Here is a 17,289-nt window from a genome sequence, read left to right on the forward strand (position 1 = left end):
CGCGGCCCGTCGGTGCGCCGCAGCGGTCCGGGGGTGACCGTTTTTGCCGTCCGCGCGCGGACGATCTCGCTCTAGGCTGGACAGTGCTTACGGCTGCCGCACGCCTGCGGCCCGCGTGAAGGGATCCGCACAGTGACCACCACATTCCCGCCCGGTCCCCCGCTGCCCAGCGCACTGCAAGCGGCCATGTACGCCAAATGGCGCGGGGCCCTGCTGTCCGCGGCCCAGCGACGCTACGGCGATGTGTTCACGCTGCATCTGGTCGCTCCGTACGCGGAGAACCTGGTGGTGTTCAACCGCCCCGAGCACATTCGCGAGATCTTCGCCGCCGACCCCGCCGATCTGCATGCGGGCGAAGGCAATCGGCTGCTGGTGCACATCATGGGCGAGCATTCGGTACTGCTCACCGACGAGGCCGAGCACGCCCGCGCCCGCCGCCTGCTCATGCCCGCCTTCGCCGGTTCTTCCCTGCGCGGCTATCGCACGCTGGTGGAGGCCATCGCCAAGACCCACATCGAACGCTGGTCCCGCGATGCGACGGTCAACACCCTGGACCGCATGAACGATCTGACCCTGGACATCATCCTGCAGGTCGTGTTCGGTCTCACCGACGAGCAGCGCCGCGGTGAACTGGCTCCCCGGTTGCGGCGCATCGTGAACGTGAACCCGATCATCTTCTTCGGCTGGAAGTATCCACGCCTCGAGCAGTACGGACCGTGGAAACGCTTCCGCGCCAACCAGAACGCGATCGACGAACTGCTCTACAGCGAGATCGCCGCGCGCCGCGCACACCCCGATCTCGACCAGCGCGCGGATGTGCTGTCCCGTCTGCTCGCCGTGGGCTCGGGCGAAAACCCCTCCGACACACCGCTGTCGGACGCGGAACTGCGCGATCAACTCATCACCCTGCTGCTTGCCGGGCACGAGACCACCGCGTCGGCGCTCTCATGGGCCTGTCATGAACTGGCGGCCGACCCCGCCATCCAGGACGAGGCCCGCCGCGCCGCCCATGACGGCGACGACAAGTACCTCGAGGCGGTTCTGAAGGAGGCCATGCGCCTGCACACCGTCATCGCCGCGACGGGCCGAAAACTGACCCGCGACATGACGATCGGCGGCCTGGATCTGCCCCGCGGCACCGTCGTCTCGACCTCGATCCTGCTCGCGCACGCCAACCCCGGCAACTATCCCGACGTGACGGAATTCCGTCCCGACCGCTTCCTCGACGGCTCCGTCAGCCCCAACACGTGGCTCCCCTTCGGCGGTGGCGTGCGCCGCTGCCTGGGCGCCGGGTTCTCCCTCATGGAGGGCACCGCGGTCCTGCGCGAACTGCTCACCCGCCACACCCTCACCCTCCCTGCGGGCAAGACCACCGAGCGCGCCCGCACCCGAAACATCACCCGCGTCCCCGCGCACGGCGCACCGATCCAGCTGACCCCCACCATCTCCCACTGAGTAATTCGGTGGCTCCCCTTCACGCCCGCTGCTAGCGTTCTACGCAACGACGAAGGGACCGGCCATGACTCACTCCGCTGTAGCCGTCCCCGTGTCGCCTCGCCCGCCGAAGGAACGCACTCCGCTCGAACCCCTCGCGCCGCGCGACCCGGCAGTCACTCGCTGACCACCCCCGCGCGGCGTCCCACGGCGCAGTGCTCTGATGGTTGCGGCACCCTGATTTTCACTCAGGACCACGTCGGTTCGATTCCGACCTGCGTCACGCCCGTTCAGCTCGGCTGGAAGAGCGCCTCTCGTACAAAGAGGAAGCCGGGAGTTCGAGTCCCTCAACGGGTACCCACACCTCTGTCCTCGTGCTCTGCTGGTTCGGGCACCCTGGTTCTCAGCCAGGACTACGCGGGTTCGATTCCCGTCGAGGACACCACTACCCACGCCTACCGCTTCGACATCGCGTTCGCCCACGAACTTCGCGCCGGATAGCGGGTCGTGAATGCCGAACACTCCGGGCATTCGGCGATGACCGGGTGGATACAGGCCATGAGGTGCTCGAGAAACCGGTCCGTCGCGCGCAGCAGCGCGATCTGCTCGCGTACGTCGGCGCGCTTGCGGTCGATGAGCTCCTGTCGCTCGCCACACGCGCCCGCGCCCAGTTGCCGAATCTGATTCAGGGACAAGCCGGTTCGCTGCAGGATCTGAATGAGGCGGGCCTGATGCAGGGTCTGCTGGTCGTAGCTGCGATGTCCGGAGGCGCTGCGCGGCGGGTGCAGCAGGCCGACCGATTCCCAGTGCCTGAGCACATGCGCTTCGACGCCCAGCTCGGCCGCCGCGTCACCGATCTTCATCTCCTGAACTGTGGACACGATTCTCCTCTTTACTTCATGTCGACCTTAAGTATTACCGTTTCCTCGATCACGACGGAAGGCAGGTCCGTCGAAGCGGGAACGGGAACGGAGTACAGGTCATGTCGGATCAGGTGCGTCAGCCGAGCGTCATCGAATGCTGCGGGGCGGCAGCGGGTTTGCTGATCGGCGCGGTCCGGCCGCGACGACGGGACGAGCGCCTGCTGCGGTCCATCACCGATGCGGGGCTGCCGACGGCGCGCGCCACGGTGAAGATCACCACGCTCGAGCAGGCGCCACGATCGGTGCCGACGGCGGCGGTGGTCGAGGGAACGTTCACACCTCGACGCGTCGACAACTCGCTCAACACGTTCGTGGTGCAGCATCCGCGCGCGACCTTCCTGGTCGACCCCGCAGTCTGCCTCGATGCCGAGGAGCGGGCCATCGCGCAACTGCCCGCCGTCCTGCGCGGTGTGGTGCGGCCACCGGCGGACACCCTCGCGACCATCACCGCGCTGCAACGCGAACCAGCCTTGCCCACAGCGGATTTCGCCCTCCCCACCCACGCGCACTGGGATCACGTGTGCGGTCTGCTGGACATGCCGGGCCTGCCCGTGCACCTGCACGGCGTCGAGCACCGGTGGATCTCGCACGGTGAGGTCGCGCCGGTCGGTGGCGTGCGGGACGCGCTGGTGGACCGGCCGCTGATCGACTACGAGCTCGACGGCCCGCCGATCCTCACCTTCACCCGCAGTCACGATCTGTTCGGTGACGGCAGCATCGTGCTGGTGGACCTGGCGGGGCACACCCCGGGCAGCGTCGGAATCCTCGCGCACACCGAGAACGGCTGGGTGCTGCTGGCCGGCGACGCCGCCTGGCACAACCTCCAGATCGAGGGCGTCCGCCAGAAGTCCAGCTTCCCAGGCGGTTTCGCGGACGAGGACCGCGACAAGACGTTCCGGACCCTGCATCGCCTGCACCTGGCGCGGCACCTGGTCACCATCGTGCCCACCCACGACCACTCCGCGGCCGTCCGATTCCGTCCCACCGTGGAGACCGTGCACCCCGTACCGTGATGGACATGGATGTCACCGTTCGACCGGCCCTGGCCTCCGATATTCCGGGCCTGGCCCGCGTACTGGGCAGGGCCTTCGCCGACGACCCCATCATGGCCTGGTCGATTCCCGACGACGCCGTCCGCGCGCAGCGGGCGGGGATCCTCTTCGGTGCTCTGATTCGGCACCACTTCTTCGAATCGGGCGGCGTCGAGGTGGCGCAGGACGACCGTGGCGCGATCGTCGGCGGGGCGGTCTGGGCGCCGCCCGGCGAGTGGCACACCTCGAACTCCCAGACCATCCGCATGCTTCCCGCCATGGCGAGGGCCCTGCGCGGTCGTGTCGTGACCGTGGGACGGATGGCCGACCGCATGGAGCTCCATCACCCGAGTGAGCCGCACTGGTATCTGGCCATCATCGGCACGGATCCCAGCACTCGCGGCCTCGGCCACGGCCGGGCTCTGCTCGACTCGCGCCTGAATCGGTGCGACGCCGAAGGAATCCCGGCCTACCTCGAGTCCAGCAAACCCGAGAACGTCCCGTACTACGAGCGATTCGGCTTCGAGGTCACGGGCGAACTCGACGCCACCGACGGCGGGCCCCTGCTGTGGCCGATGTGGCGGGCGCCCCGCTGATTCACCGCCGCTCACAGTGTCACACCCCGGGCGTTCAATGGGACTATGCCTGGGACTGATGCTGGTTCACGTCTCTACGACGACGTCACAGAATTCGTCGAGAACTACCTGAGCCTGGTGTACCGCCGCGATGTGAGCGAGGGATCCGGTTACGTCTGGTGCCCTCAATGGTGGAAACCCGGATGGGACGTTCAAATTCTGCTCCGTATCGGGCGGCCATTCGAATCAGCTGGCGCCTCTCCCGCTCCTGTCGCCCGAGCGAGATACGCCTGCGGGACAGTCGGAGTGACGCAGCACGTCCAGCACACCGCCGGGTGAGCGTCGGAATCCCGATTCCTTTGGGATACAGCGACTTTCACCCGGCGGTCACGCCGGCCTCTCAGGACTTGCGGGCGAGCCCCGATACGACGAGCTCTTCCCAGACGCTCAGGGTGCGACCGTGATCGCGGGGTCCGTCGAGCTCGTCGTCCCAATGCCACTGGGCGCAGGGCAACAGGCGATTGTCCAGCAATTCCAGGTCGCCGAAGCAGGAGAGGATCTCATCGTCGGTGCGGAACCGGCCGCGACCGAACGCCTCGAGGATCTTCTGCGAGGTGGCTGCTGCCTCGCGGGTGCGACCGGTCCGGAAGGACGAGATGTAGACCTTGCTGTTGGCCGGCATCAGGTTGGTCCAATACTTGACCACTCCCGAAGGGTCCTCGTCGTCGTTCAGGAAGCTCAGCGTGATGCCGAACAGGATGCCGACCGGCTCGTCGAAGTCGATGAGCTGCTTGACTTCCGGATGCTCACTGATCGCCGCCGGATCGCGGACATCCGCCTCGATCACCGCGACGTTCGCGTCGGGCACCATCAGCGCCTTACCGTGCGCGACGACGAACGGATCGTTGTCCACGTACACGATTCGCGCATCGGGATGCTGCGCGCGGATCACCTCGTGCACGTTCTTGCTGGCGGGTAATCCACACCCCATATCGATCACTTGACGGATGCCCCCGGTGGCGAGATCACGCGCCGCTCTCAGGATGGCCTCTCGATTCGTGATTGCGAGCTGTTCCGAGCCGGGCAGATCCTGAGTGAAGTAATCACCGAGATCCTTGTCGACACCGTAGTTGTCGCGCCCGCCGAGAACGTAACTGTAGACGCGTGCCACACTCGGCCGGGATTGCCGTGCTCGCATGGCGTTGATATTCAACTGTCACCCCTTACCCTTCCGTGCACCAGTGGTTGAGGATCGCACGGCCAGCCCGCCAACCGGCGGGACCTCGATCGGAGATCATTCCAGATCGGCGGTCCGCGCGGAGCGGTCTTTCCCATGACAATACCGGTTTCTGCCCAGCAATCACCCCGGTCGAAGACCTCTCTTTTCGGCCAGATCGGGAGACGGACAAGGGTGTCGGGGCCGCTCGCTAAGCTGACTGCCATGCCCCGTACCCTCGCTGAACTGCCGTTCGCCCGTCACCTCGAAACGTTCGCCGGCGAGCTGGAATCGGACGCCGACTACGACACCGTGCACGTCACCGGGGCTCAGATCGTCGACTCGGATGCGCGCGGCACGCGTTTCAACGAGTCCGCACTCACCGAGGTAACCGTTACCCAGGGCAGCTTCCGCTACGCAAGGTTCACCGATGTGTGGATGCGCGGGGTCCGCTGGGTGGGTACGAATCTCGGCCAGAGCACTTGGCAGGACGTGGAACTCATCGATTCCGCGCTGTCGGGAACCGAAACGGTCGGCGCGGGATTGCGCCGAGTCCGCTTCGAGGGCTGCAAGTTCGAGTCGGTCAACTTCCGCAACTCGTCCCTGCAGGATGTGCAGTTCGTGGACTGTGTACTGCGCGATGTCGACTTCGGTGAGGCGAAGCTGCGCCGGGTCGGCTTCCCCGGCACCACCCTCGAGCGGCTCGCGCTGAGCAAGGCCAAGCTCGAGGAGGTCGACCTGCGCAGCGCCGGCTACCTCGATATCGCGAACGGCCTGGACGCGCTGCGCGGGGCGACCATCAACACCAATCAGCTGCTGGACCTGGCCCCGGCCTTCGCCCAGGCGGCAGGAATCCTGGTGCGCGACAACTGAATCCCCGGTTCGCTCAGCTCGAGGCCACCGGATCCGCACCACGCCGGGTGAGCAGTTCGTCGAGCTGCTTCTCGGCGCGCTCGGCACGCGCCAGCGTCTGGGCCCGGGCGTCATCCAGGGTTGCGAGCCGTTCGCTGGTCTCGATCCGCGCTTTTTCGAGAGCGGCCACGGACTCGCGCCGCACCTCGCCGATGTCGGCGGCGGCTTGGCGGCGCACCTCGGTGAGTTCCGACCGCGCCGCGTCCAGCTCCGCTCGCACCCGCTTGAGCTCGTCCCGGGTCTCGGCGACCACCTGATTGCGTTCGGCCACAGCCTGTTCGGCACGGTCGATGGCCCGCTCGCTGTCCGCGGCCCGCTGCACCGCCAGATCCCGCTCCGCGCCGGCGGCGGTGATCCGCTGTGCGGCATCGCGCCACACCTGCTCCACCTCCGCGACAGCCTTGGACCGGGCCAGCTCGATCTCTTCGGTCGCCTGCTGGCGAGCGGTGGCGATCTCCTCGGCGCACTCCCTGCGGATGGTCCTGATATCCGCCTCCGCCTCGGCACGCGCCGCGAACACCTCATCGGCGGCCTGCGTGGTGGCCCGCTCCATTTCGCGCAGCGCATCGTCCCGCGCGGTGGACGCCTCGGCGATCCGGGCCTCGGCGTTCTCCGCGGCCGCGGCGGCATCCTCGGCGGCGGATTCCGCTGCCACCCTGGCCTCGTCGGCCTCCCGGCGTTGCTGTTCCGCGGCGACCGAGGCCATCTCGGCCTCCCCGATCCGGCGTCCCGCATCCGCCTGTACCGCCTGCACCTGCGCTTCTGCCACCGACGGATCGGCCAGCGTGGACAACTCCGCGACCGCCGCGGTCAGCGTGTTCCCCAACTGATCGGCCAGTCCGCGGAACTGCAGTAGCAGCTCATCCGCCCGTAATCGGGCCACGGTGACCGGACCCTGTTGCGTCACAGTGACGTTCGTCGCCGGGGTCTCGGTTTCCGCCTGCTGCAATCGCTGCCGCTCCCGCCACGCCCTCCAGCGCGTGTGGTCCGGGTGTTCACAGTATTCCGACGGCCGTCCCGGCCCTCCGCCTCGAGTGATCGGTTTGACGCAGCCCGGGTAGTTACAGATGCTCGACACCCGCAAATCGTAGCGTTGGTTTCGTCGTTTCCAACGCAACAACACGAAACGAAAGCCATTCCGCCTCAATCGATCCCGTTCCGACCTGACCTCCGATAAGTGAACGTTATCGGGTGTCAGGATCGCGAACTCCGTCATTTGACCTGCGGATCTAATACGTTTCGTTACGTTGCCGCCAACGTTACTGAATACCAACGCAACCCATCGAAAAGTGGGCACCCCTCGAACCTTTGTGCGTTCTCGCGAGAACCAGCGAAATCGCATCGCACAGACCGGGCAGCGGTCCCCTGCACGAACCGATTCGTGGCCGTTAGTGGCTCGTTGGTGGATGCAGAGTCACACCACCGAATCTGGGTGCAGACACAAGCAAGGGTGATCCGAACCGCAGTCAGCCGGGGCTGATCCACCCACCAGAAAGGTGAAGACAATGACCAGTTCCGCCCTGAAGCAGCCCGCCCTGAAGCGCACCGTCATGGCCGTTTCCGCATTCGCCCTCGCCGCCGGCGCCCTGCAGCTCGGCACAGCTCCGGCGTACGCCGTGGCCGGTCCGACCTCCAAGTACGAGTGCCGCGATGTGCAGACTCCCGGCAGCCTGTTCCCCGGTGACGAAGTGGCGTGCACCCTGACCGTGAGCACCGGCGGCAACGACACGTTCTCCGATGTCGTTGCCGAAGTGACCATTCCGAACAGCACGGTCTACCAGTCCGGCGGCACCCAGCAGGGCACGCAGAAGGTCGTGTTCAACCTGGGCGAGATCACCAAGGCCAAGAGCGGCTCGGCCACCCTGACCGTCATGGTGAACGGCCAGACCCCGGACAAGACCGCTATCTCCAGCGAGGCCGTGGTCAAGGGCTTCGCGACGAACGGCGCGTTCGACACCACCGCCGCGTCGAACACCCTCACGACAACCACCGCGGGCACCGGACAGGGCGCGAAGCTCACCGCCAAGGAGGATCGCGCCTCGGTGAACACCTTCGGCCGCGCCGAGACCCCGATCTCCGATCTGGTCGACGCCCCCGCCGGCGTGACCCCCAAGATCGACACGGTGACCAGTGCCGAGCCCAAGAAGGGCTACGTCGCCTTCTCGATCATCGACAACGGCCAGAAGATCGCCTGGACCGCCACCTGCACCGCCACCGCCCAGCAGAAGACCGAGTCCTTCACCGTCAAGATCACCGCACCCGGCCAGAACCCCGTCGAGGCCAAGGTGACCGTCCTGCTCGGCGACAATGTCGCCAACCAGGGCTTCGCGCCCCCGGCCAACTGCTTCCCCAAGCCCTGACCCGAACCCCGCGATCCGCGGGATCTCACACAGCGCGGTCGGTGCGGCTCCTCGAAGCCGCACCGACCGCGCTTTCGTGTGCGGGGGCCCCAGATGCGCTGTGACACAACACCGTGAGCCCCATCGCACGACGTGCGAGTCGGTTGGTTTCGAAATCATTGCGAGACAGCGACATACGGACACCAGCGGCTACAAACGTCACGTGATGGGAAGTCGGGCCTCGGGAGCTCGAATCCCTACCAGGGCAATGGTCCTTCGGCGTCGAAGTAGCCGCCGGTCGGTCCATCGGCTGCTATCCGGGCCATGCGGACGATGATCTCGGCTCCCTGCTCGACCGTCTGTGTACCCGCGTGGGCGTTGAGATCGGTTGCGGTGTAACCGGGTTCGACCGCGTTGATTCGGAAGCCGGGAAGCGCTTTCGCATATTGGACGGTGAGTCGGTTGACCGCGGTCTTCGATGTCGGATAGGTGAGGCCGGGGTAGGTGAAGGCGGGGGTGCCGGGCGTGGTGCTGCGCGTCAGCGAGGCGAGGGAACTGCTGACGTTCACCACGACCGGCGCGGTCGATCGGCGAAGCAGTGGGAGAAAGGCGTGCAGCACTCGGACCACACCGAAGACATTGGTGTCGAAGACTTCTCGCATCATGTCGGCGGTGATGTCGGCGATGTCGAGGGAGCCGTTCCCCTCGACATCGATGCCCGCGTTGTTGATCAGCACATCCAGGCCGCCATCCGCCTCGATGAGTTTCGCGGCGGCCTCGACCGATGTGTCGTCGGTGACGTCGAGGGTCACCGCGCGCGCACCCACTCGCGCGGCCGCGATCCGGCCGCGTTCCGGGTCGCGGCTCCCGACGTACACGGTGTGCCCGGCCTCGATGAGGCGGCGAGCCGTTTCGAACCCGAGGCCCTTGTTCGCACCGGTGATGAGGGTCGTTGTCATAGCTTCAGATTCGTGCCGCACGGTCGATACAACCAGTCGTCCCGGCATCCTGGGACTGTCGATACCAGGCTGGCCGATATCCACCCGGTCCCGGTTCCGGACCGGACATTGGCGACAATGATCGATATGGGGACAGCGGAGTTCGGCATTGCGGTCCGGCGCTGGCGGGATCAGACGCCGCCCGACACCGCTCGGTATTCCGCGGGCGGGGTGCGACGCGCGCCCGGACTGCGGCGCGAAGAGCTGGCGCTTCGTGCCGGTATCTCGGTCGACTATGTCACCCGGCTCGAACAGGGCCGCGCGTCCAATCCGTCACCTCCGGTGGTCGAGTCGCTCGCCCGCGCGCTGGGTCTGTCCGTCGACGAACGCGCGCATCTGTATCGACTGGCCGGACTCGCGCCACCGGAGCCGGGGACCGTTCCGGTCGACATTCCCGCCGCCGTGCAACGCATGCTGGACAGGCTGGTCGGCATCCCGGTCGCCGTCTTCGACGCGTCATGGACACTGCTGCAAGCGAATTCGGCATGTATGGTCCTGCTGGGCGACACCGAGACCTGGCGCGGGAACGAACGCAATCGGGTGTGGCGGCACTTCGTCGCACCGGGCTCCGCGGCCCGCTACGCACCGGAGGATCTGGCGGCCCTCGAGACCGCCCTCGTCTCCGACCTGCGCGCCGCGCAGGCCCGCTATCCGGACGACGGCCGGCTCCGCCGCCTCATCGGCGATCTGCGCACCGACAGCCCCGCGTTCGACGCACTATGGGAATCGGGCGCGATAGCGGGGTTCGACACCACCTCGAAGATCATCGACCACCCGGTCGTCGGTGAGATCTCCCTGGACTGTGCCGTGCTGACAGTGGCGGGCTGCGACCTGCGAATCATGATCGACACCGCCGAGACCGGCAGTCCGGATGCGACCCGCCTGGCCCTGCTCCTCGACCAGCCGAACCAGGATCGTTGAACTCCCGGCTCCGCGTCAGGCGATGTACCAGGAGATCGCGAAGGTGCACGAGGCCACGGTTACGGCCAGCAGGGCCAGCGCCCTGGCCAGGCGCGGGCTCCAGGTGTGCAATGCCTCCACGCCGACGTACAGCCAGCCCACGAGAATGATCGGCAGGATCGCCGGGATGACGAGGGCCACGAGCGGGCCGAGGATCCAGCCGGCGATGCGGAACTTGCCCCAGGTGGTGCCGAGGATCAGGGGGATCACGACGGCGCCGGAGAGACCTCCGATCACTGCTTGCACGGGGTTGTCCCCCATCCACGGCAGGCCGGGAACACCCGGGACGCCGAAGAGATCCAGGGTGCCCAGGATGCCGAGCACGAGGATCAGAATCAAGGTGCCCCAGAGCGCGATTCGGTAGTGCCACTTCTGAAGTGGGGTCCAGTCGACCTGGCGCGCCTCGTGCATGGTGGCGACGGTGACGGCGGACCAGACGAGCCAGCGGCGAATGAGGCCGGTGCCGGTCTTGGCCATGGCGTCGCGGAAGATGCGGTCGGCCTCGTCGCGATGGATCTCGCGCTCGGCGATGTAGCTGGCCGGTTCGTCCTTGTTGAGCACCAACCCGTCGTGCAGGATCGCGGCGGGCAGGTGTGCTCCGGTCTTGGGTACCAACCAGGTCAGGAAGGCCGGGACCGAGGTGAGGTCGGTCGTCCAGTGCTCGAGGTCGGCGGGAACCAGGATTTCGCCGACGCCGATTCCCGGTGCGTCGTCGAGGTATCCGATCCGGCGCAGGAGCCGGAATTCCTCTGTCCCACTGGCAGCGTCGTAGAGCCGTTCCAGGGAGATGGTGAGATCGGGGGGCGGCACGACCGGGGTCGGTGCGGCTGCCGGAGGCGCGGGCGGCGCGGGCTCGCTGTTCACCACCACGGCTTCGGGCGAGATCCCATCGGCCGCCACGTCGGCGGGCGCCTTGCCGCCATCGTGGAACGATCCGCCGTTCTGCTCGACCTTGAGCCTCATCCACTCAGCATGCCAGGAACACGCAGTACGAACGGGGTGCCGTGTGATGCCGATACGGTCACGTCCCTTATGTCCGGTGTTCATCGTGTCCAGGGATTCATCGCACACGGGAATTCGCTGTCGAGTCCGGCGATAGCGCCGCGCTGGGTGCGGATCCGGCCCGAACCCACCTTTTAGCAACCAAAGGTTGCGCGACCAGGAAATCGGGACTAGCGTCATACGCAACCAAACGTTGCATATGGAGGTCGGTATGACGAGTCGGGAATTCGGGAGCATCGAGCGGGAGATCCACGTCGACGCGCCTCCCGAGGTGGTATTCGACGTGGTCAGCAGCCCCGAGCACATCTCCGAATGGTGGACGGACGACGCCTCGTACGAGGTGAAGCCCGGCGCGGTCGGCGAATTCGTCTGGGGTGATCGGGTCGATGTGCTGGCCATGCAGGTAGTTGCCGCGGAACCGCCGCGGCTGTTCTCGTTCCGCTGGTGCTACCCCGACGGCAAGGTCGACGACGCGGTCGAGTCCATGCTGGTCACCTTCGAGCTCACACCGTCCGGCTCGGGAACGAAGATCCGCATGGTGGAGTCGGGTTTCCGCGAAATGGGCTGGGAAGTGGCCACATTGGAGGAGCAGTACAACGATCATGTCTCCGGATGGGACACCTTCATCCCCCGCCTCGGCGAGTACATCGCGAAGTTGGTGTCGACGCCATGACCGCCCTCGTCGACGACGATCTGTGGTCGGCCATCGGCGATCCGACCCGTCGGCGCATGCTCGACCTGCTGCTGGCCGAGGGCGACGGCACGGCCACCGGTCTCAGCGAGCGACTGCCCGTCACGCGGCAGGCCATCGCCAAACACCTCGGCGTACTGGACCGTGTCGGTCTCGTGCATTCCGCGCCTGCCGGGCGGGAGCGCAGGTACCGGGTGGACGAGGCGCAATTGGCCCGCGCGGTAGCGCAATTGGCGGCGGTGGGCTCCGAGTGGGATGCCAGGCTGCGCCGGATCAAGCGGATCGCCGAGACCATTCAGCGAGCCGCACAGCAGCGCGACACGCAGCAGTGAATCGGAGTGCGGGACCTTCCCGCATCGGCACGGCAATGAATCAGATGACGTACATCCAGCATGGAAAGAAGTTCGACATGGTTGACATCCTGCACCGCGTGGCCATCAAATCACCTGCGGCCGAAGTGTATTCGGCGCTGACCAGCGTCGAGGGACTGTCGGGCTGGTGGGCGAGCGACACCACCGGCAAGGGCGACGATATCGGCGGGGTGGTCCAGTTCCGCTTCGGCCCCGGCGGCATCGATATGAAGGTGGTCGAGCTCGACGCGGACAAGCGTGTGCTCTGGGAGGTCGTGGACGGCCCCGAGGAATGGATCGGCACGCACGTCGAGTGGGCGCTCGCGGTCGAGGACGAGTACACCACCGTCATGTTCAGGCACCTGGGCTGGAAGGAGCCGGTCGACTTCATGCATCACTGCAGCACCAAGTGGGCGGTGTTCCTGCTGAGCCTCAAGTCGCTGGTCGAGACCGGCACCGGCGCACCGGATCCGCGTGACGTGAAGATCGACACCTGGAACTGACGGCTCACCCTCTTCCCGGAGCGGCGAACGCCGGGGCACCTCGACGGCACCGACCGTCGGATGCCCCGGCGTTGCCGTGCGTAAGGCCTTCCAGGTACATACTCGAAACCGAAACCCGCTGTCGGTCGGTCAGATTCGTGTCGCGAGCAGCTCCGCGCGATACGCGCCCGGCTCGATGCTTCCCGTCGAGCGCCGCCCCGGTGTCAGTGTGACGAGCTGAATCCGATAGCCGTCCACGGTCACCGACGTGGCGAACTGCGAGCTGGAGTGAAGTTCGTACTCCGACGCCCTGTCCGAGATCGTCACCGATACCGCGACCGCCGCATCCCCGGCCCACACGCAATCGACATCCTCCGGGCACCGGCTGTCCTGTGTCACGTCGCGAAAGAGTATGCCGAGCCGTCCGTCGTCGAGCCGCGCGCTGCTACCTCGCGAGAGCGTGAACTGCACGCCGAGGTCCTGAGATGTCGTGGTGGGCGGCGGATCGCTCTGCTGCCCACCGCATCCGGCCGCGATCAGTAGCGACAGCGCCGATGCCCCTCGCCACCCGATACGCAATGCACCCATACCGACAGATGATCGCACGTGGGCGGCGGAGTCGGGGGCCGTCGCCGCCGACCGCGTCGAGGGGCCACGGCAGCGTGGCCGAATCCACTCTTGTGTATTCCTTGACAGGAATATTCTCCATAGTGAATACTTCTATCCATGGACGGGATCGCTTCAGCACTCGGAGACGGCGCGCGGTGGCACATCGTCCAACTCCTGGCCGAACGGCCGCGGTCGGTCGGTGAACTGGCCGAGCTGACCGGCCTCCGGCAGCCGCAGACCACCAAGCACCTGCAAACCCTCGCCAAGGCCGGGCTCGTGACGGTCTTTCCGCTCGGGCAGCGGCGGGTCTACGCGATCGAGTGCGAACCCCTACTGCGGTTCGCCCATCGACTCCAGCAGTTGGTCGACTCCGCCGAGAGTCACTCGGCGGAGCGCGACGCCCTCACGCGCTACCGTGCCTCCATCGAGTCCGATTCCGCTCACGCGGCCGCGGACCGCTGGGCGGACGGTCGCACCTTCTCCTTCGAGCGGCTGGTCGCCGTGCGGCCCGAGACCGTCTGGCACTACTGGACGGACTCCACACTGCTCGAAACCTGGTGGGCGCCAACCTCGATGACGATCACCGACTGCGTCATCGAGCCGAAGGCCGGCGGCCGCGCAGTCCTGGACTACCGCGACGCCGACGGGCGGCGCTACCGCTCCACCGGGCAGGTCCGTACCGCGAAGCAGCCCGAGCACCTCGTGTTCGACCTGTCGGTATTGGACGCGACCGGCGCGGTCTCGTTCACCGGCCGCTACGACCTGACCCTGACCGCAGTCCCGGAGGGCACCCGGATGCGGCTGGACCTGACCATCACCGAAACGACCCCCGAGGCCGTCCCCTTCATCGCCGGAATCGAGATCGGCTGGGGACAGGTGCTGGACAACCTCACCCGAATCATCGACACCTCATCGCACATCCACTAGTTCGAACCTCTACGCAGACAAGGAATCACGATCATGAGCACCTCCACCGGACGCAAGGTCACCGCGAACATCAGCATCTCCCTCGACGGCCACTACAACGGCCCGGCCGGTCCCGGGGACCTGGGCGCGATCGTGCGCTACGCGGGCACCGACGTCGCCCGCGATCACATGAACAAGATCTGGGAGAACGCGACGACCGCGGTCCTCGGCCGCGGCAATGCCGAGGGATTCCTGGGCTACTGGTCCACCGTCGCCACGGACGAGAACGCCGACCCGCGCGATCGCGGCTACGCCAAGTGGCTGGTCGACACCGAGAAGGTGGTCTTCTCCACCACGGTGACCGATGCGCCGTGGGAGCGCACCCGCATGGTGAACGCACCCACCGTCGAGGCCATCACCGAACTCAAGGGCACCGACGGCGGGGACATTCTGGTCAACACCAGCCCGAGCGTTCTCAAGCCCCTGCTCGCCGCGGACCTGGTCGATCGCCTCTACCTCATCGTCTGCCCCGAGATCACCGGCGGCGGCCGGCGCCTCTTCGAGGACGGCCTGCCCGCATCGAGCTGGACGCTCACGCACCAGGAGACCGGCGAACTCGGCGAGATGGCTCTGATCTACGACCGCGTGCGCTGAGCGGTCCGGACCGGGCATCGGCCGAAGCGGACAACCCGGCCGATTCGCCCGCGCGCTAGCCTGATCGTCGGTGCCGGGTATCGACTCCCCGGCACCGATACCGCGCAAAGCCATCGAAGGAGATGCCAGTGATCGCAGTAATCGCCGAGGTGCACGTCAAGGACGGCAGCGGGGCGGAATTCGAGTCCGTCGTGGCCGACCTCATCGAGCAGATCCGCGCGAACGAGCCCGGCAACCTGTCCTACCAGCTGGTGCGCGCCAAGAGCGATCCGAACGAGTACCGGTTCTTCGAAACCTATTCCGACGGTGCGGCTCTGGAAGCACACGGCAAGTCCGACCACTTCCGCGCGGCGGGCAAGCTGATGGCCCCGCTGCTGGCCGGTGCACCCAAGATCGAGTATTTCGACGCCGTCTGACGACCACGCCGCTCGGCCGCGCACCCGCGGCCGAGCGACCGGCGTCCGGTACCGGCTCGAATCCCAGTCGGTCGGTCGGTCCCGTTAGCATCGGCCCGGTGACTCCCGATCTCACGCTTGCCGAATGGCTGTCCGATCACGAACTGCAGGTGCGCCGCCGAGTCGATCGCTGGACCGATGGGTGTTGCCCCGTTCCGGTGGCGCTGCTGCGGCAGGTGTGGCAGGACCCGGTCTGGCGAACCACATTGCGCGCCACCGTGGTCGGTGACTGGGCGGACGAGGTGGGCGGCTCGGTCGCGCTGGGCGGATTCCTTGAGGACATCGGCGACGATCGAATCGTGCTGCGGGGCATCGACGGCCGGACGGTGGATGTCACCGCGACGGAATTGGTTTTCCCGCACTCCGATGAAATCCCGGACGTTTCCGCTGTGCGCCGAGCGCTTTCGGAGGCCAAGCGAGAGCCGCGGTCCGGGCAACTCGCCCGCAAGGGTGTCCACCACCGCCCCGGGCGGTACGACCGATGGAAGGCGGTGGACCCCGCGCGCGACCGGCAGCTCTACGCCGGTCTCGCTCCGATCGCGGCGCCCACCGAATCTCCTGCGCCGCAGCGATATCCGGCGGAGCAGGAGGTTCGCGTCCACCTCTACCGGCACCCCGATCTCGGCGATCGACCGATCGCGCAGCTGCTCACCGACGCCGAATCCGACGGAGCCGACCTCTGCGCGGCATGGCTGGGATGTGCGGAGCCTCGGATCGGTGCACCACTCACCGCGGCCCGACGGAACCCGCTGCTCGGGTTTCCCGCGTGGCCGCTGCGATACGACCGGATCACCGAATCCGATGCGATCGAGGGACTCCGGGTGCTGATGGTAGCCCGGCGACTGTCCTCGTCCGGTGAGCCCGAGCAAGCGCTGGCCGAACTGCGCCGGCACGCGGCCGGTCTGCCCGTGCTGCATCAGGCCTCGTTCTGGGTGTCGGCGGCGGCGACCTTCGACAGCAACGGCGGCTTCGTCTGGAACGCCCAGCACGACGGCGTCAAGGCCGCCCACACGAGTCTCCGTACGGCCGTGGCGAATTCGTCACTCGCGAGCGACCCGGACCTTCTGTACGCTCTCGCCGCGCAGTACCTCGGCGATCTCGAAAAGGCCTGCGACGCCCTCGCCGATCGGGACGGCGCCGATGCCGCACTCACGGCCTACCGCACGGCGGCCCTGCGGATCAGCCCCTCCCCCACCGTCTTCGCGGCCCTGCGAAAGTTCGCCACCGCCGCCGGCCGGGATCGCCTCACCGAGGACGTCGCCGACCTGCGCGCCTATATCGATCACCACGGCGAGATCTTCGGCATCTCGGACACGGTGCTCAAGAATCGCAAGAAGGCGATCACCCAACTGGCTCTGACCGACGACCATGCCCTGCGTGCGATCTTCGCGTCCCCGTACGGCCTCTCGGTTCTCGACCGCTGTGGAGTCCTGGCGACCCTGGTCAAGAACAAGACGGTCGTGCAATGCCTCCGGGGCGGCGTGCTCTGGCAGCAGTCGAGCGCCACGGCCTGGATCCAGGAGTTCTACAGCGACACCCTGGAGCGGAATCTCGCCGGGCATACCCAATGTGAGCAGATCGTGGATCTGCTCACATCGGCACCGGCCGATCGTGCGGTGAACGCATAAGCCTGCTTCGCACGACCCGGAACATTTGTTCAAGAAATGTCCCGCACGCACCCGGCAAGGTGAGGGAGATCCCGATTCGGCGCCGGCCGACAGGTCCGGTGATCTCGTTGTGCAGGAGGCAGTT

20 protein-coding genes and 3 tRNA genes are annotated in these 17,289 nt (G+C 66.9%); 17 read left to right on the forward strand and 6 right to left on the reverse strand.

Going from position 1 to position 17,289, the window contains the following annotated elements; translation table 11 throughout:
- The first annotated feature begins 123 nt into the window (after positions 1–123).
- The 4 genes from NJ1_RS02930 (at position 124) to NJ1_RS02945 (ending at position 1,879) form a co-directional block, all read left to right on the forward strand.
- The gene (locus NJ1_RS02930; protein ID WP_067687137.1) at positions 124–1,455 is read left to right on the forward strand and encodes a cytochrome P450; all 1,332 of its coding nucleotides are present in this window, start codon (positions 124–126) and stop codon (positions 1,453–1,455) included.
- A 188-nt stretch (positions 1,456–1,643) separates the two neighbouring features.
- Positions 1,644–1,717: transfer RNA gene (locus NJ1_RS02935), tRNA-OTHER, on the forward strand.
- Position 1,718: 1 nt separating this feature from the next.
- A tRNA-Val gene (locus NJ1_RS02940) sits at positions 1,719–1,791 on the forward strand.
- An 11-nt stretch (positions 1,792–1,802) separates the two neighbouring features.
- Positions 1,803–1,879, forward strand: a tRNA-Glu gene (locus NJ1_RS02945).
- A 10-nt stretch (positions 1,880–1,889) separates the two neighbouring features.
- On the opposite strand, the gene NJ1_RS02950 is transcribed toward NJ1_RS02945, so the two are convergent.
- Positions 1,890–2,315 carry a MerR family transcriptional regulator gene (locus NJ1_RS02950; RefSeq protein ID WP_157573712.1) on the reverse strand — a complete coding sequence of 142 codons (426 nt, stop codon included), beginning with the start codon at positions 2,313–2,315 and terminating at the stop codon, positions 1,890–1,892.
- A 101-nt stretch (positions 2,316–2,416) separates the two neighbouring features.
- Here NJ1_RS02950 and NJ1_RS02955 point away from each other — a divergent pair, with 101 nt between their 5' ends.
- Genes NJ1_RS02955 through NJ1_RS37755 form a run of 3 tightly spaced genes read left to right on the forward strand, consistent with a single transcriptional unit; the run spans position 2,417 to position 4,302 of the window.
- Entirely contained in the window at positions 2,417–3,370 is a 954-nt protein-coding gene (locus NJ1_RS02955) for an MBL fold metallo-hydrolase (protein ID WP_067687143.1), read from the forward strand.
- A gap of 5 nt (positions 3,371–3,375) precedes the next feature.
- Entirely contained in the window at positions 3,376–3,984 is a 609-nt protein-coding gene (locus NJ1_RS02960) for a GNAT family N-acetyltransferase (RefSeq protein WP_067687349.1), read from the forward strand.
- A gap of 45 nt (positions 3,985–4,029) precedes the next feature.
- Positions 4,030–4,302, forward strand: a complete 273-nt coding sequence (locus tag NJ1_RS37755; protein WP_245717187.1) for a DUF4913 domain-containing protein — start codon at positions 4,030–4,032, stop codon at positions 4,300–4,302.
- A gap of 61 nt (positions 4,303–4,363) precedes the next feature.
- Here NJ1_RS37755 and NJ1_RS02965 read toward each other — a convergent pair whose 3' ends face one another.
- Positions 4,364–5,176, reverse strand: coding sequence for an SAM-dependent methyltransferase (locus tag NJ1_RS02965; protein WP_067687147.1), 813 nt, complete (start codon positions 5,174–5,176; stop codon positions 4,364–4,366).
- A 228-nt stretch (positions 5,177–5,404) separates the two neighbouring features.
- Here NJ1_RS02965 and NJ1_RS02970 point away from each other — a divergent pair, with 228 nt between their 5' ends.
- A complete protein-coding gene (locus tag NJ1_RS02970) occupies positions 5,405–6,052 on the forward strand; it encodes a pentapeptide repeat-containing protein (RefSeq protein ID WP_067687149.1) in 648 nt (215 codons plus the stop codon).
- Positions 6,053–6,065: 13 nt separating this feature from the next.
- Here NJ1_RS02970 and NJ1_RS02975 read toward each other — a convergent pair whose 3' ends face one another.
- A complete protein-coding gene (locus tag NJ1_RS02975; RefSeq protein ID WP_067687152.1) occupies positions 6,066–6,998 on the reverse strand; it encodes a coiled-coil domain-containing protein in 933 nt (310 codons plus the stop codon).
- A gap of 598 nt (positions 6,999–7,596) precedes the next feature.
- Here NJ1_RS02975 and NJ1_RS02980 point away from each other — a divergent pair.
- The gene (locus tag NJ1_RS02980) at positions 7,597–8,451 is read left to right on the forward strand and encodes a DUF11 domain-containing protein (RefSeq protein WP_067687155.1); all 855 of its coding nucleotides are present in this window, start codon (positions 7,597–7,599) and stop codon (positions 8,449–8,451) included.
- Positions 8,452–8,687: 236 nt separating this feature from the next.
- On the opposite strand, the gene NJ1_RS02985 is transcribed toward NJ1_RS02980, so the two are convergent.
- Entirely contained in the window at positions 8,688–9,389 is a 702-nt protein-coding gene (locus NJ1_RS02985; protein ID WP_067687158.1) for an SDR family NAD(P)-dependent oxidoreductase, read from the reverse strand.
- 126 nt (positions 9,390–9,515) lie between these two features.
- Between NJ1_RS02985 and NJ1_RS02990 the strand changes: the two genes are divergently transcribed.
- A complete protein-coding gene (locus NJ1_RS02990) occupies positions 9,516–10,349 on the forward strand; it encodes a helix-turn-helix transcriptional regulator (protein ID WP_067687161.1) in 834 nt (277 codons plus the stop codon).
- Positions 10,350–10,364: 15 nt separating this feature from the next.
- Here NJ1_RS02990 and NJ1_RS02995 read toward each other — a convergent pair whose 3' ends face one another.
- Positions 10,365–11,351 carry a DUF1353 domain-containing protein gene (locus NJ1_RS02995; RefSeq protein ID WP_067687164.1) on the reverse strand — a complete coding sequence of 329 codons (987 nt, stop codon included), beginning with the start codon at positions 11,349–11,351 and terminating at the stop codon, positions 10,365–10,367.
- Between the two features lie 250 nt (positions 11,352–11,601).
- Here NJ1_RS02995 and NJ1_RS03000 point away from each other — a divergent pair, with 250 nt between their 5' ends.
- The 3 genes from NJ1_RS03000 to NJ1_RS03010 all read left to right on the forward strand — a co-directional run bounded on the left by NJ1_RS03000 (position 11,602) and on the right by NJ1_RS03010 (position 12,934).
- The gene (locus NJ1_RS03000; protein ID WP_067687351.1) at positions 11,602–12,063 is read left to right on the forward strand and encodes an SRPBCC family protein; all 462 of its coding nucleotides are present in this window, start codon (positions 11,602–11,604) and stop codon (positions 12,061–12,063) included.
- Positions 12,060–12,413 (forward strand): ArsR/SmtB family transcription factor, encoded by a 354-nt coding sequence (locus NJ1_RS03005; RefSeq protein ID WP_067687166.1) that lies wholly within the window; start codon positions 12,060–12,062, stop codon positions 12,411–12,413. Before NJ1_RS03000 ends, NJ1_RS03005 begins: the two co-directional genes overlap by 4 nt.
- 77 nt (positions 12,414–12,490) lie before the next feature.
- Positions 12,491–12,934 carry an SRPBCC family protein gene (locus tag NJ1_RS03010; protein WP_067687353.1) on the forward strand — a complete coding sequence of 148 codons (444 nt, stop codon included), beginning with the start codon at positions 12,491–12,493 and terminating at the stop codon, positions 12,932–12,934.
- A 129-nt stretch (positions 12,935–13,063) separates the two neighbouring features.
- Here the strand turns inward: NJ1_RS03010 and NJ1_RS03015 are convergent, their stop codons facing one another.
- Positions 13,064–13,501 (reverse strand): hypothetical protein, encoded by a 438-nt coding sequence (locus NJ1_RS03015; protein WP_067687168.1) that lies wholly within the window; start codon positions 13,499–13,501, stop codon positions 13,064–13,066.
- 138 nt (positions 13,502–13,639) lie between these two features.
- Between NJ1_RS03015 and NJ1_RS03020 the strand changes: the two genes are divergently transcribed.
- From NJ1_RS03020 to NJ1_RS03035, 4 genes are all read left to right on the forward strand, one after another.
- Positions 13,640–14,449 carry a metalloregulator ArsR/SmtB family transcription factor gene (locus NJ1_RS03020; RefSeq protein ID WP_067687169.1) on the forward strand — a complete coding sequence of 270 codons (810 nt, stop codon included), beginning with the start codon at positions 13,640–13,642 and terminating at the stop codon, positions 14,447–14,449.
- A 33-nt stretch (positions 14,450–14,482) separates the two neighbouring features.
- Positions 14,483–15,082 (forward strand): dihydrofolate reductase family protein, encoded by a 600-nt coding sequence (locus NJ1_RS03025; RefSeq protein ID WP_067687171.1) that lies wholly within the window; start codon positions 14,483–14,485, stop codon positions 15,080–15,082.
- A gap of 128 nt (positions 15,083–15,210) precedes the next feature.
- Complete coding sequence (locus NJ1_RS03030) at positions 15,211–15,498, forward strand: putative quinol monooxygenase (RefSeq protein WP_067687173.1); 288 nt, start codon at positions 15,211–15,213, stop codon at positions 15,496–15,498.
- A gap of 98 nt (positions 15,499–15,596) precedes the next feature.
- A complete protein-coding gene (locus NJ1_RS03035) occupies positions 15,597–17,165 on the forward strand; it encodes a hypothetical protein (protein WP_067687176.1) in 1,569 nt (522 codons plus the stop codon).
- The last annotated feature ends 124 nt before the right edge of the window (positions 17,166–17,289 follow it).

The sequence above is a fragment of the Nocardia jejuensis NBRC 103114 genome (assembly GCF_001613145.1).
Lineage (GTDB): Bacteria > Actinomycetota > Actinomycetes > Mycobacteriales > Mycobacteriaceae > Nocardia > Nocardia jejuensis.